This window comes from Dokdonella fugitiva (assembly GCF_014138265.1).
In the GTDB taxonomy this organism is placed as follows: Bacteria; Pseudomonadota; Gammaproteobacteria; order Xanthomonadales; family Rhodanobacteraceae; genus Dokdonella_A; species Dokdonella_A fugitiva_A.
In genome coordinates this window covers 179,164-192,216 of sequence record NZ_JACGXL010000003.1, presented here as the reverse complement: position 1 = coordinate 192,216, position 13,053 = coordinate 179,164, and the positions used below count along the sequence as shown (strand labels likewise).

Annotated in this window: 13 protein-coding genes; 5 read left to right on the top strand and 8 right to left on the bottom strand. The window is 68.5% G+C overall.

All coding sequences use genetic code 11. The features are described from left to right. Both FHW12_RS11260 and FHW12_RS11255 read right to left on the bottom strand, forming a co-directional pair. Positions 1 to 384, bottom strand: coding sequence for a DUF2304 domain-containing protein (locus tag FHW12_RS11260; RefSeq protein WP_259393013.1), 384 nt, complete (start codon positions 382 to 384; stop codon positions 1 to 3). Next, positions 378 to 1,178: a glycosyltransferase family 2 protein gene (locus tag FHW12_RS11255; protein WP_259393012.1), complete on the bottom strand. Its 801-nt coding sequence runs from the start codon at positions 1,176 to 1,178 to the stop codon at positions 378 to 380. Before FHW12_RS11255 ends, FHW12_RS11260 begins: the two co-directional genes overlap by 7 nt. 353 nt (positions 1,179 to 1,531) lie before the next feature. Here FHW12_RS11255 and FHW12_RS11250 point away from each other — a divergent pair, with 353 nt between their 5' ends. The 5 genes from FHW12_RS11250 (at position 1,532) to FHW12_RS11230 (ending at position 5,419) form a co-directional block, all read left to right on the top strand. Further along, positions 1,532 to 2,290 (top strand): hypothetical protein, encoded by a 759-nt coding sequence (locus tag FHW12_RS11250; RefSeq protein ID WP_182531128.1) that lies wholly within the window; start codon positions 1,532 to 1,534, stop codon positions 2,288 to 2,290. Positions 2,291 to 2,342: 52 nt separating this feature from the next. After that, a complete protein-coding gene (locus FHW12_RS11245; RefSeq protein ID WP_182531127.1) occupies positions 2,343 to 2,846 on the top strand; it encodes a hypothetical protein in 504 nt (167 codons plus the stop codon). Positions 2,847 to 2,924: 78 nt separating this feature from the next. Next, complete coding sequence (locus FHW12_RS11240; RefSeq protein WP_182531126.1) at positions 2,925 to 4,316, top strand: hypothetical protein; 1,392 nt, start codon at positions 2,925 to 2,927, stop codon at positions 4,314 to 4,316. Positions 4,317 to 4,378: 62 nt separating this feature from the next. Beyond that, positions 4,379 to 4,882 (top strand): hypothetical protein, encoded by a 504-nt coding sequence (locus tag FHW12_RS11235; RefSeq protein ID WP_182531125.1) that lies wholly within the window; start codon positions 4,379 to 4,381, stop codon positions 4,880 to 4,882. 39 nt (positions 4,883 to 4,921) lie between these two features. Then, a complete protein-coding gene (locus tag FHW12_RS11230; RefSeq protein WP_182531124.1) occupies positions 4,922 to 5,419 on the top strand; it encodes a hypothetical protein in 498 nt (165 codons plus the stop codon). Between the two features lie 19 nt (positions 5,420 to 5,438). Here FHW12_RS11230 and FHW12_RS11225 read toward each other — a convergent pair whose 3' ends face one another. The 6 genes from FHW12_RS11225 to phoR all read right to left on the bottom strand — a co-directional run bounded on the left by FHW12_RS11225 (position 5,439) and on the right by phoR (position 13,035). Then, complete coding sequence (locus tag FHW12_RS11225; protein WP_182531123.1) at positions 5,439 to 6,161, bottom strand: UDP-2,3-diacylglucosamine diphosphatase; 723 nt, start codon at positions 6,159 to 6,161, stop codon at positions 5,439 to 5,441. Positions 6,162 to 6,276: 115 nt separating this feature from the next. Beyond that, positions 6,277 to 6,963: a peptidylprolyl isomerase gene (locus tag FHW12_RS11220; RefSeq protein WP_182531122.1), complete on the bottom strand. Its 687-nt coding sequence runs from the start codon at positions 6,961 to 6,963 to the stop codon at positions 6,277 to 6,279. A gap of 88 nt (positions 6,964 to 7,051) precedes the next feature. After that, a complete protein-coding gene (gene ppx, locus FHW12_RS11215) occupies positions 7,052 to 8,584 on the bottom strand; it encodes an exopolyphosphatase (RefSeq protein ID WP_310735215.1) in 1,533 nt (510 codons plus the stop codon). Positions 8,585 to 8,660: 76 nt separating this feature from the next. Continuing rightward, entirely contained in the window at positions 8,661 to 10,739 is a 2,079-nt protein-coding gene (gene ppk1, locus FHW12_RS11210) for a polyphosphate kinase 1 (protein WP_182531120.1), read from the bottom strand. A gap of 59 nt (positions 10,740 to 10,798) precedes the next feature. After that, positions 10,799 to 11,722, bottom strand: a complete 924-nt coding sequence (locus FHW12_RS11205) for a PstS family phosphate ABC transporter substrate-binding protein (RefSeq protein ID WP_182531119.1) — start codon at positions 11,720 to 11,722, stop codon at positions 10,799 to 10,801. Then, a complete protein-coding gene (gene phoR, locus FHW12_RS11200) occupies positions 11,719 to 13,035 on the bottom strand; it encodes a phosphate regulon sensor histidine kinase PhoR (protein WP_182531118.1) in 1,317 nt (438 codons plus the stop codon). Before phoR ends, FHW12_RS11205 begins: the two co-directional genes overlap by 4 nt. Between the last annotated feature and the right edge of the window lie 18 nt (positions 13,036 to 13,053).

The following is a 13,053-nucleotide window of genomic DNA, read 5'->3' as shown; positions in this document are numbered from 1 at the left end:
TCAGCTGTCTTCGTCGTCGCCCGGGGCTTCCGCAGGCGGGTTGCCGCCGAGCCGGGTCAGTTCCTGTTCGAGGATCGCGAGCTTCTGGGTCAGGCGGCGGATGCGTCGCTCCTGCTTGGAGCGATCGACGTCGAGCTTGAGCAGGCGGATGAGCACGAGCGAAAGGCCGATGATGATCGGCAGTACCGGTGCATAGAAGATCCCGGTCTGGTGACCGAGCCAGATGACGATGCGCGGGAACACGCCGAGCAGGAACGTCGCCGCGGCGATCACGAACCACCAGACGGCGTACGGCCCGTGCAGATGGTCGCGACGCACGAGGAACAGGATCGCGCCGGCGAGGGCGATGCCGAGGATGGCCGAAGTGATTTGCCCGGTCAGCATGCGGAACAGCCTTCCTGCAAGACCTTCTCCTTGCGTCGTCCGGCGTCGATCTGCGCCAGGCACAGCACGGTGGTGTGCATCATGTAGCGCGCGACCACCGGCCACGACGCGAACACGCGCGAATGTCCCTCGCGGCGCGGCAGCATGGGCACCGGCGTTTCGTCGATGCGCAGGCCGTTCTTCGCCAGCAACATGAGCACGCCGACGTCCTGGTAGTCCAGCAGGCTCGCTTCCGGGCCGGCCAGGATGGCGACGGCCCGAGCATCGTACAGGCGCAGGCCCGAGGTGAAATCGGTGAGCCGCAGCCCGGTCAGCCCGCGCAGGTAGAGCCACGCGACGCGCTTGGCGCGACTGAGGCGCCCGACGCAGGTGCCGATCACGACGTTCGCGGCGGTTCTTTGCTGGGCCTCGAACAGCGCCGGCAGCGAGGCGGGCTCGTGCTGGCCGTCGGCGTCGAGCGTGACGACGCCGGCATAGCCGTTGCGCTGCGCGTAGCGGATGCCCGTCTGCGTCGCGCCCCAGGCACCCAGCCCGAACGACAGGCGCAGCGACTGTGCGCCCGCAGCGCGAGCGGCCGCGCCGGTTTCATCGTGGCTCGCGTCGTCCACCACGAGCACCGCGCAGCCGAGCGCCTCGCGCACGCCCGCGACGACCGCACCGACGGTGGCGGCTTCATCGCGTGCGGGAATCACCGCCAGGCAATCGGCGGCACGGAGGGCGGGCGGGCGAGCGGTCACGGGAGCGGGTGTTGCGAAGGGGACGGCGATTCTGCGCATCGTGCCGGACGAGGTCAACGCGGCCGTGCGAACCAGGCCCCGCGCCGGGCCGGAAGGAGGGGACCGTGATCCCTTTCAGGGGCTCGTTCCGTATATGAATGCGGCAGGCCGATGTAGCCGTGTCCGGTTTCCCTCCGCTCGTGCGTCATTTAGCTGCGTGGGCTGGAGGCGATGCGCCGCCGGCCGGGTCCGGACCCCCCCGAAATGGGGTGTCCGTCTCGAAACTGGATGGTCGGCCAGGCCCACGCTCGGTTCGTGTTGACACGGTGTTAAGACTTCACTATCGTCCGCGCGGATCGGGCTTGGTTGACCACTAAACCAATGGGGACGGGAGCAGGCGCTCCGCCCGAGACACTCTGGGAGATATCTCAATGAACACCAAGATCAAGGTTCTGTCGCTGGCTCTCGTTGGCCTCTGCGGTTTCGCGGGCAGTGCGATGGCGGCGTGCCCGGCCGGTCCGACCACGGCCGACGGTGGCGCGTGGACGAGCAAGGCCGTGCTGCCTCCGTCGACGTCGGCCCTCGCGATCGCTACGCCGGGTCTGGACGCGACCGAGTGCAAGCTGAACTCGTCGCTCGGCCCGAGCGTTTCCGCCGCGGCGACCGTGCGTTATGACCACGCGGCTTCCGAGCCGTCCTACCGCTTCCAGTTCCTCGTCGACAACACCGCCCTGACCGCGTTCAGCGCGACGGACAACGTCGTCCTGTTCCAGGCTCCGGCGACGACGACGGCGAACGGCTTCAACCGCCTGCTGCGCGTCTCGCTCGTCGCGGGTCCGGCGGGTGCCAAGCGCGTCAAGTTCTTCGCGCAGTGCAGCGCGGCTGGCTTCATCTGCCAGTCGACGTTCGCGACGGACCTGCTGCCGGGCGTGAACCGCATCGAAGGCAAGCTGACGGTCGGCGCCGGCGCTGCCGGTTCGCTGACGTACTGGGTCAATGCCGCTGCCGGTACGACCGAACCAGCCGCTTCGGGTTCGATCGCGAACCTCGACAACGCGGCATGGGGTGGCGTTTCGGCCGCTTCGCTGGGCCTGGCGGCACCGAGTGCGGCCTTCAAGAACAACCATGCCACCCAGGTGGTCGGTTTCGATCGCTTCGATTCGCGTCGCCAGACCTACATCGGCAGCTAATCAGCGGTTTTGTTGGTCGAGTTTTATAAATATCGAATAGGAGTGACGATACATGAAGCGCAATCTGCTCTCTGCAACGATCGGCGCGGCGGCCCTCGCCACGCTGTTCAGCGTCTCCGCCGGCGCCCAGACGTGCGCGGCCCCGGCCAGCTGGACGCCGGACGCGGCCGGCAACCCGCCGATCAATGACACGACCTGCGGCCACGAGGCCGGCATCACGGGTACCTGCCAGACGTTCACGGCGCCGGGCGCCGCTTACGTCGCGCAGATCAACGTGACCGCTGCCGGCACGTTCACCGACGTTACGTTCACGGGTGGCGCGGGCTACACGATCGCCGCGTACCTGGTTCCGTCGGCGAGCGGCTGCAATGCCAACGCTGCGTGCACGACGACCGGTGACGGTACGACGCACATGCTGCATGGCGACGTCCCGCCGGGTAACTACTACCTGATCATCACGGGCGCCGATTTCGACGCGCCGGGTGCTTGCGGTACGTTCACCGCTTCCTCGAACGGCACGCTGCCGGTCACGCTGCAGAGCTTCACGGTCGGCTAAGCCTATCGGCTTTTCGTGATCTGACTCGACCCACCTGCGGCGACGCAGGTGGGTTTTTTATTTCCACGGATGTCCAGAATGCTCCCAGCCACCGCATTGATACTGTCGCTGCTCGCCGCAGCAGCCCCCGCGCCTGCTCCCAAGACCCATCTGGATGTTTCACCGTGCCGGATCGGCGAACACCAGCAGTTCGAGATCGTTTCATGTGATATCCAGCTCAAGAACGATGGCGACAAACCGATCACGATCAGCAAGGGTGAAGCAGCCTTGCCGTGGGACACGATCGAGCAGGGCACGACGGTGCCTGCCCACGGCACTGCGTACCTGAAGGCCACAGTCGAGCTGCGCGACAGCGTCGGGTTCGTGAAGCGCTCGTTCCGCTTCCATACGAGCGAGCCGGGTCCACTGGCCGTCCGTGGCGCGAGCGTGCATGCGTTCGTTTCGACCGTCCTCGACGAGATCGCACCGAAGATCGATTTCGAGGCGGTGAAAATCGACGGCGCGATGCCGACCAAGTCGATTTCTCTGAGCAGCCGCGAGGTCGCCGATTTCCGCATCCTGGCCGTGACCGACAAGCCCGCCTACATCGACGCGCGCGTCGGCGAGGACGGCCGCACGGTCGTCGCGACCTTGCGCAAGGACGCTCCGTGGGGACTGCAGCACGAGAAGATCAAGCTCAAGATCAATGCGCCGCAGCAGTCCCAGGCGTGGATCTCGGTCGATGTCAACGTCCTCGGTGAAGTGGCGCCGAGTGGCAACCCGTTCTCCTTTGGCCTCATGCGCACGAATGCGAAGAACGAGTTCCTGCTGCGCCTGACGAGCGAATCGGGCAAGGACTTCAACGTCGGCGCGACGCGCCTCGAAGGCGTCAAGGGAAAGGTGGCGGCGGTACCTTGCGTACCCGCGGCTACGGGATGCCGGATGCTGCGCATCACCGTCGCGAACGACCAGCAGGTCGGCCGCTTGCAGGGAAACATCCAGGTCGAGCTGCCCGACTCCGAGCGGACGCTGCCGATCGAAGTCGTCGGCATGCTGCTCCCGCCCGACTACGTCGTGCATGATTTCGAGAAGGAACTCGAGAAGTCAGGGCAGGCGTCGAGCACGGCTTCGGCAACCCCGAGCGGAACGCCCGGCGGGCTGGACCTCAAGCAGGCGATCAAGCAGGAAGTCCACAAGGACGAGAGCGCGCCGCCGCCGGGGAATGGCCCGCTGCTGAAGTGGTCGGTCACGAACGAAGGCACGGTGTACGCCTACGTCATTTACCGCGCCGATTCCGAGACGGGGCCGTTCGTGCGCGTGAACAAGGAACTCATCCGCGCGGCGGACGACGAAGGCAATGCATTCGGCACGTACCAGTACCGCGACAACAGCGCGGTGTCGGGTCGGACCTACTGGTACCAGATCGGCACGGTCAAGGGCACCGGCGAGAAGGCGCCGTTGAGCGGAGCGCAGAAGGTCGTCGCGAAGTGATATAAGTGCAGTTTGCAACCCCGTCGGCAGGCCGCCGACGGGCTTCACCTCCGGGAGGCTGCATGTCCGTCATCGCTCGTTCCCTCGCGCTCGGCGCGATCGTCGCCGGCTTCGGCCTTTCGTCCCTCGCGGTCGCCCAGACCTGCGCTTCGCCCGCGGTATGGGCCATGGACGTCTCCGGCAATCCTGCCCTCACCGGCACGACCTGCGGCCATGAAACCGGCATCGTCGGTACGTGCCAGACGTTCACGGCACCGGGTGCGGCGTACGTCGTGCGCATCAACGTCATCGCGCCCGCGACGTTCACGGATATCGCGTTCACAGGTGGTCCGGGCTACACGCTCGCGGCCTACCTCGTGCCCGAAGCGAGCGGCTGCAATGCGAATGCCGCGTGCACGACGACGGGCGACGGCACGACGCATATGCTGCACGCCGACATCCCGCCGGGCGCGTATTACCTGATCATCACCGGTGCCGATTTCGATGCCCCCGGTTCATGCGGCACGTTCACGGCGGCGAGCGACGGCTTCCTGCCGGTGACATTGCAGTCGTTCGACGTCGATTGAACCATCGTTCGCGTACCCTCACCGCAAGGAGCCATCGACATGCGCGTGTCCGCTGCCGTCAGCATGGGAGCCATCATTGCCGCCGCGTCGGCTTCGGTCGCATCGGCGCAGACTTGCGCTGCGCCCGCCATATGGGCAATGGACTCTTCCGGCAATCCTGCGCTCACCGGCACCACCTGCGGCCATGAAACCGGGATCGTGGGAATCTGCCAGAACTTCACTGCGCCGGGCCAGGCCTACGTCGTACACGTCAACATCATCAATGCCGGTACCTTCACCCAGATCGTGTTCGTCGGTGGCGCGGGCTATACACTCGCGGCGTATCTCGTGCCCGAGGCGAGCGGCTGCAACGCCAATGCGCCTTGCACCACGACTGGGGACGGCACGACCCCGATGCTCCACGCCGACATGCCTCCGGGTGCGTACTACCTGATCATTACCGGGGCCGACTTCGATATCCCGGGGGCGTGCGGCACGTTCACGTTGCAAAGCAACGGTTTCCTGCCCGTCACGCTGCAGTCGTTCGACATCGACTGAAGCCTGCGGAACCGAGCGCTCAAGAAAGCGATTCGAGAACCGGATCGCGGCCGTACGAACAGCGCAATACGCTGCCCTGCTCGTACCAGTCGCCGAGCACGATGCGTTCGACCGGCGTGCCGTCGAGTTCGAGCCGGTGCCGTGCCGGCCGGTGCGTGTGGCCGTGGACGAGGCGGCGCACGCCGTGCGCGCGCAACGTCGACGCGACCGCCTCCGCATTGACGTCGGTGATCGCGTCGCCGACCGAACGCGTGTAGCGCTGGCTCTCCGCGCGCGCCTGCGCCGCGAACACGCGGCGTTCCTCGATCGGTCGCGCGAGGAACGCGCGCTGCCACGCGGGCGCGTGCGCCTGCGCGCGGAAGGCCTGGTACGGCGCGTCGTCGGTGCACAGCGTGTCGCCGTGCATGAGCAGCGTGCGTTCGCCTTCGATCTCGACGACGCTCGCGTCGGGCAGCAAGGTCATGCGCGCACGCCGTGCGTACGCGTCGCCGAGCAGGAAATCGCGGTTGCCGTGGATGAAGAAGCTCGGCACGCCCCGCGCGTGCAGCGCCGCGAGCGCGGCGGCGACCTCGTCGCCGGTCGCGTCGTCGGCGTCATCGCCGATCCACGCCTCGAACAGGTCGCCGAGGATGTACAGCGCATTCGCGCGCGAGGCTTCGTCGCGCACGAATTCGCCGAACAGCCGGGTGATCCGCGGCCGGCTCGCGTCGAGGTGGAGGTCGGAGACGAACAGCGTCGTCATCGCGTGATCGACGCGGCCATGGCGCCCTGCCGCAGGCCCGAGGGGGGCGTGCGACGCGCGCGGACGGGGCCGGGCACGCCACTGCGAGTCGCGCGTGCGGACACCGCGTACGTCCTCAGGGCAGGACCGTGACCTTCTCGATCACCACCGCCGTGGTCGGCACGTCGCTGCGGAACGGACCCTGCGCGCCGGTCGGCACCGCGCGGATCTTGTCGACGACGTCGAGGCCGGCGGTGACCTTGCCGAACACGCAGTAGCCGGGGTTCGCGTCGCCCGCGTAGTCGAGGCGCTGGTTGTCGACGGTGTTGATGAAGAACTGCGCGGTCGCCGAGTTCGGATCGGCCGTGCGCGCCATCGCGAGCGTGCCGCGCAGGTTGCTGAGGCCGTTCTTCGATTCGTTGACGACCGGTGCGCGCGTCTTCTTCTGGCGCAGGTCCGCCGTGAAGCCGCCGCCCTGGACCATGAAGTCGGCGATCACGCGGTGGAAGATCGTGCCGTCGTAGAAGCCGCTCCTGGCGTAGGCGAGGAAGTTCTCGACCGACTTCGGCGCCTTGTCCGCGTAGAGCTCGACGGTGATGTCGCCGAGGCTCGTCTTGATCAGCACCTTCGACGGCCCCTGCGCATCGGTCGCGGTCGCCGTCTCGGCCTTTGCGGCCGGCTTCACCGGGGCCTTCGGCGCCGGTTTCGCGGCGGCGGGCTTGGCGGCGGCCTTGGGGGGCGCGGCGGGCTTGTCGGTGGTCGCCTGGGCCAGCGCGAGCGCAGGCAGCATGAGCACGAGTGCGAGCAGCAGTCGCTTGATCATCGGGGGTCTCCAGTGCGGTGCGGAAGCGGGAAACCGCAATGATAGGGGCTCGCGCGCGGCGCGTCAGCCGCCTGCCCAGTCGCGCCGGTCAGGCTTCGGCCTTCTCCAGCGGGCGCACCTGCAGCTTCAGGTCGAGCAGCTTGATGTGGTCGCGCTCCTGGTCGAGGTCGGCGCGCGTGAGCGGGTGCTGATCGAGCCAGCGGTCCGGCAGCTCGAGGCGCAGCAGGCGGTCTTCCGCGGCGAGGCGCAGCGGCGGCAGCGGCTCGGTCGTGCGCGCGCGCTCGAGCAGCGCGGCGAGGCGCAGCAGTGCGGTCACGCGCCGCGCCGGCTGGCGCAGGCGCTCCGGCAGCGCGTCGATCGTCTCGCGATCCGGCTTTCGTCGATGCGAGCGGATGATCGCGGCGAGCGCCTGCTGGCCCTGCCGGCTGAACCCGGCGAGATCCGAGTTGGCGATGATGTACGCGCCGTGGATGTGGTGCAGGCTGTGCGCGATCGCGAGGCCGACCTCGTGGATGTCCGCGGCCCAGCCGAGCAGGTCGCGCTCGAGGCCGCCCAGCTGCCAGTCGTCGGCGACCTGCTCGAACAGTTCGAGCGCGGCATGGTGCACGCGCGCGGCCTGCGCGCGATCGACCGCGTAGCGCGAGGCGAGCGCGGCGACGCTGCCCGCGCGCGGATCACCGTGCATCGCGCGGCCGACCATGTCGTACAGCAGGCCTTCGCGCATCGCGGTTTCGCACACACCCATCTGCTCGAGCGCGAAGGTCGTGAAGATCGCCTCGAGCACGGCGACGCCACCGGCGATGATCGGCGTACGGTCCTCGGCGAGGCCGGCGAGGCGCAGGTTGTCTACGCTGCCCGCATCGAGGATCGCCTCGCGCAGCAGCGCGAGCGAGGGCGCGGTGATGCCCTGGTCGCTCCAGCCGTTCGCCTGCACGATGCTGCCGATCGCCTTGGCCGTGCCGGACGAGCCGATCGCCTCGCCCCAGCCGCGTGCGCGGTAGTCCTCGGCGAACTGCTGCAGCTCGACCGAGATCTCGGTCTGCGCCTGGCGCCAGCGCTTGGCGGTGAACTTGCCGTCGCCGAAGAATCGCAACGTGCTCGCGACGCAACCGACCTGGATGCTCTCGGTCTCGAGCGCGTCGAAGCCCTGGCCGATGATGAACTCGGTGCTGCCGCCGCCGATGTCGACGACGAGCCTGCGCTGGCTCGAACGGGCGAGGTCGTGCGCGACGCCGAGGTAGATCAGGCGCGCTTCTTCGCGGCCGCTGACGATCTCGATCGGATGGCCGAGCGCGGTTTCCGCTGGCAGAAGGAACGCCTGCGGGTTGGCGAGGCGGCGTACGGTGTTCGTCGCTACCGCGCGCACGCGGTCGTACGGCAGCGCGCGCAGGCGCTGGCCGAAACGCGCGAGGCAGGCGAGCGCGCGTTCGCGGTATTCGGGCTCGAGGCTGCCGTTCGCGCGCAAACCCATCGCCATGCGCACGCTATCGCGCAGGCGGTCGATGATGCGCAGGCTCCCATGCTCGTAACGAGCGACGACGAGGTGAAAACTGTTGGAACCGAGGTCGACCGCCGCGAGCAGTTCGCCGTCACGCAATTGGGTGGCAGGCGCGTCCTTCACGGGGTCCGCTCGCAAGGGCTGTGCCGGGGATTGTCGCATGGCCCCGGCGATCGCTGCAGCGCTGCCGCGGGCGGCCTCACTGCGCAAGTTGGCTCAGCAAGATCTGCTGCGCCGAATGCGTCGGCGCGTCGCCCGCGACGATGCGCCGGTAGCTGCCGTCGGGTTCGAGCTGCCAGGCCTGGGTGTTGTCGGCGAGGTAGTTGGCGAGCGACTCGTCGTAGACGCGCCGGGCGAGCTGCGGGTCGCGGATCGGGAAACAGGTCTCGATCCGGCGCAGCAGGTTGCGTTCCATCCAGTCCGCGCTCGAGCAGTAGATCTCCGGCGTCTCGTCGTTCTGGAACCAGTACACGCGGCTGTGTTCGAGGAAGCGGCCGACGATCGAGCGCACGCGGATGTTGTCCGACACGCCCGGGATGCCCGGGCGCAACGCGCACGAGCCGCGCACGATGAGGTCGATCTGCACGCCGGCCTGCGAGGCGCGGTACAGCACCTCGACCACGTGTTCCTCGTTGAGCGCGTTCATCTTGGCGATGATGCGCGCGGGCTTGCCCGCCTGCGCGTGGCCGATCTCGCGCTCGATCTTCTCCATCAGGCCCTTGTGCAGCGTGAAGGGCGAGTGCAGCAGGCATTTGAGCTTGATGATCGGGCCGAGGCCCGACAGCTGCAGGAACAGAAGGTGCGCGTCCTCGCCGATGTCGGGGTTCGCCGTCATCAGGCCGAAGTCGGTGTAGATGCGCGAGGTGATCTGGTGGTAGTTGCCGGTCGACAGGTGCGCGTAGCGACGCAGCACGCCCTGTTCGCGTCGCACGATCAGCAGCATCTTCGCGTGCGTCTTGTAGCCGACCACGCCGTAGACGACCTGCACGCCGGCTTCCTGCAGGCGGTTGGCGAGGCGCAGGTTCGCTTCCTCGTCGAAGCGCGCGCGCAACTCGACCACGACGGTGACATCCTTGCCCTGTCGCGCCGCCTCGATCAGGTGGTCGACCAGCGGCGAGTTGTTGCCGACGCGGTACAGCGTCTGCTTGATCGCGAGCACGTCCGGATCCACGCTCGCCTGGCGCACGAGTTCGATCACCGCGCCGAACGATTCGAACGGGTGGTGCAGCAGGATGTCGCGCTCGCGGATCGCGTCGAACAGGCTGCCCTCGTCGACGACGACGGGCAGGGCGCGCGGCAGGAACGCGGGGAACTTGAGGTCGGCGCGGTCGATCTGCTCGTACACCGCGTTGACGCGGCTGACGTTGACCGGGCCCTCGCAGCGGTACACCTCCGAGTCGGTGATCTCGAAGTTCTGCATGAGCATGTCGGCGATCGCCTTCGGGCAGTTGTCGGCGACCTCGAGGCGCACCGGTCGCGCGAAGCCGCGGCCCTTGAGTTCGTCGCGCAGCGCGAGCGCGATGTTCTGCACTTCGTCCTCGTCTACGACGAGCTCGCTATTGCGCGTCACGCGGAACTGGTAGGAACCCTTCACCTGCATGCCGGGGAACAACTCGTCCATGAATTCGTGCAGCACGCTCGACAGGAACACGAAGTCGTACGGTGCCTCTGCGACCTCGGCCGGCATGCGGATCAGGCGCGGCAGCGAGCGCGGTGCGCGCACGAGCGCCATGTGACCCTCGCGACCGAACGCATCGCGGCCCTTCAGCACGACCGCGAGGTTGAGGCTCTTGTTGAGGATGCGCGGGAACGGGTGAGCGGGATCGAGGCCGAGCGGCGACAGCACCGGCAGGATTTCGTTGCGGAAATAACCCTGCAACCAGCGCCGCTGCTTGACGGTCCAGCTGTCGCGCTTGGAGAAGCGGATGCCTTCGGCTTCGAGCGCGGGCTGCAGCGTGCCGTTCCAGAAGTCGTACTGCGCCTTGACCAGGGTCAGCGCGCGCTCGCGGATGCGCGCAAGTACTTCCGAGGGCGGCATCGCGTCCGGGCCCGGGCGCGATTCGATCATGTTCACCTGTTCGCGCAGCACGGCGACGCGCACCTCGAAGAACTCGTCGAGGTTGGTGCACGAGATGCACAGGTAACGCATGCGCTCGAGCAGCGGCACGCGTGGATCCTCCGCCTGCGCGAGCACCCGGAAGTTGAACTCTAGCTGGGCCAGCTCGCGGTTGAGGTAGAGGCTCGGGTCCTTCAGGTTCATCACGACTTCGCGGTTCATGGCGTGACTCGCAGGGGGTAGGCCTCGGGGGAGCACCGGCTTCGGGGCCTGGCGATCTCTCAGCGGATCAGGGCGCGCTGCTCGCGCGCCTCGTCCACGTCCAAGGGTATGAAACCTTCATGACGCACGAGCTGCTGTGCGTCGTCGGAAAGGATGTATTCGAGGAACGCGCGCGGCAAGTCGGCGAGCGCCTGCTGCGGGCGGCGGTTCAGGTAGACGTAGATCGCACGGGAGAGCGGGTAGCGCCCGGAGGCGATGCTGCGTTCGTCGGGCGCGATCGCCGGATCGCTCGGGCTGCGCGCGATCGCGAGCGGGCGCACGAGTCCGTTGACGAAGCCGAAACCCGCATAGCCGATCGCCTCGCGGTTTCCGGCGACGGTAGCGACGACCGCGCCGTTACCGGGCCAGGCGACCACTTCGGCGCGGTAGCGCCCGCCGCAGAGTGCCAGTTCGCGGAACAGTTCGTGCGTGCCCGAGCCGCTGTCGCGACCGATCGCGAGCAGCGGCTGCGGCGCGCCGCTGCCGGCGCGAAGGTCGTTCCAGCCGCGGATCGGCGCCGTCGCGCCGCACGCGCGCGTCGACGAGTAGATCGCGTCGAGGTCGGCGAGCGTCGCCGTGGCGAGCGGGTTGTCCGGATGCACGAACACCGCGATCGCATCGTGCGCGACGACGACGCGCGTCGGTGCGTAGCCGTAGCGGGCGCGGAACGCCGCTTCCTCGGAGGCGTTCATCGGACGGCTCATCGGGCCGAGGTCGGCCGCGCCCTCGATCAACGCGATCGGCGCGCTCGCCGAACCGCTCGCCTGCGCCTGGATGCGCGCGCCGGGATGGTCCGCCTGGAACGCCGCGGCCCAGCGCGTGATGAGCACGCTCGCTGTGTCGGAGCCGACGCTCGTGAGCGTGCCCGCGATGCCTTCCAGCGCGCGCGCCGGCGACGTGCACGCGACGAGCGCGACGAGCAGCGCGAACCGGAGAAGCTTCACGGCGCTTCCGCCAGCGCCAGCGGCTCCAGCAGGCGCTCGCCGCCGAACACGCAGGCGAACGTGCTGCCGACGCCCGGCTCGCTGCGGATTTCCAGTCGCGCCTGGTGCAGTTGCAGCACGTGCTTGACGATCGACAGGCCTAGGCCGGTGCCACCGGTTTCGCGCGAGCGGCTGGTCGAGACGCGGTAGAACCGCTCGGTCAGGCGCGGCAGGTGCTGCGCCGGGATGCCCTGGCCGGTATCGGTCACCGAGAGGCGCGCCCCGCCGTCGGCGTCATGCTGCCAGCGCAGCATGATGCGGCCGCCCGCAGGCGTGTAGCGCACCGCGTTGGTGACGAGGTTGGAGAACGCGCTGTGCAGTTCCTTGGTCGAACCGAGCAGGTCGTGGCGGTCGTCCAGCTCGACGACGAGCGTGTGCTGGCCCTGGCTCAGCGCTTCCGCCTCGCGGCGCAGCGCTTCGAGCAGCGGACGCATGCTGATGCGCTCCTGGGGCAGGTCGTTGCGCGCCTCCAGGCGCGACAACGTGAGCAGGTCCTCGACGATCTGCGTCATGCGCCGCGACTGATTCCTCAGCTCGTGCAGGATCGGTTCGTACTCGGGCACCTGCTCGGGCTCGATCATGTCGAGGTAGCCGTGCACGACCGTGAGCGGTGTGCGCAGCTCGTGCGAGACGTTCGCGACGAAGTCGCGCCGCACCTGCTCGAGGCGCATGAGCTGGCTGACGTCGCGCACGACGAGCAGCGAACGGTCGTCGGCGTAGCGGATCAGGAGCAGGTTGAGGCGGCGTTCCTCGTCGAGCGGCGAGGGCAGGTCGAGCAGCGGTTCTTCGCCCTCGCGGCGCAGCCATTCGGTAAAGCGCGGCGCGCGCACGAGATTGGGCAGGTGCGCGCCGAGGTCCTGCGGGTACTTCAGCCCGAGCAGGTTCGCGGTGGCGGCGTTGAACCATTCGATGCGCAACTCGCGATCGAGCGCGACGACCGCGTCCGGCAGCGCGGCGGCGGCGTCGCGGAACGCGCGCAGCAATCGCACCATGCGGCGCTTGCCCGCGACCGCGGTACGCTGGCGCTGGCGCGTCGCGTTCTGCACCTCGTCCCAGATGCCGTTGCCGTCCGCGGCCGGCATGCGCCTGCGCCCCGCGAGCAGGCGCGCGAAACGCGCCAGCCGCAGCACGCCGTGACCGAGTGCGAACGCGGTCGCGGCGAGCAGGCAGGCGGGCACCGCGCGCAGCCACAGGCCGACCGCGAGCGCGGCCGCGAGCAGCGCCGCGAGGCGCCATGCGCTGGAGCGCCAGGCGCGGCCGAGGCGGCGCATCATGGGCGGACCGGCGGCGTG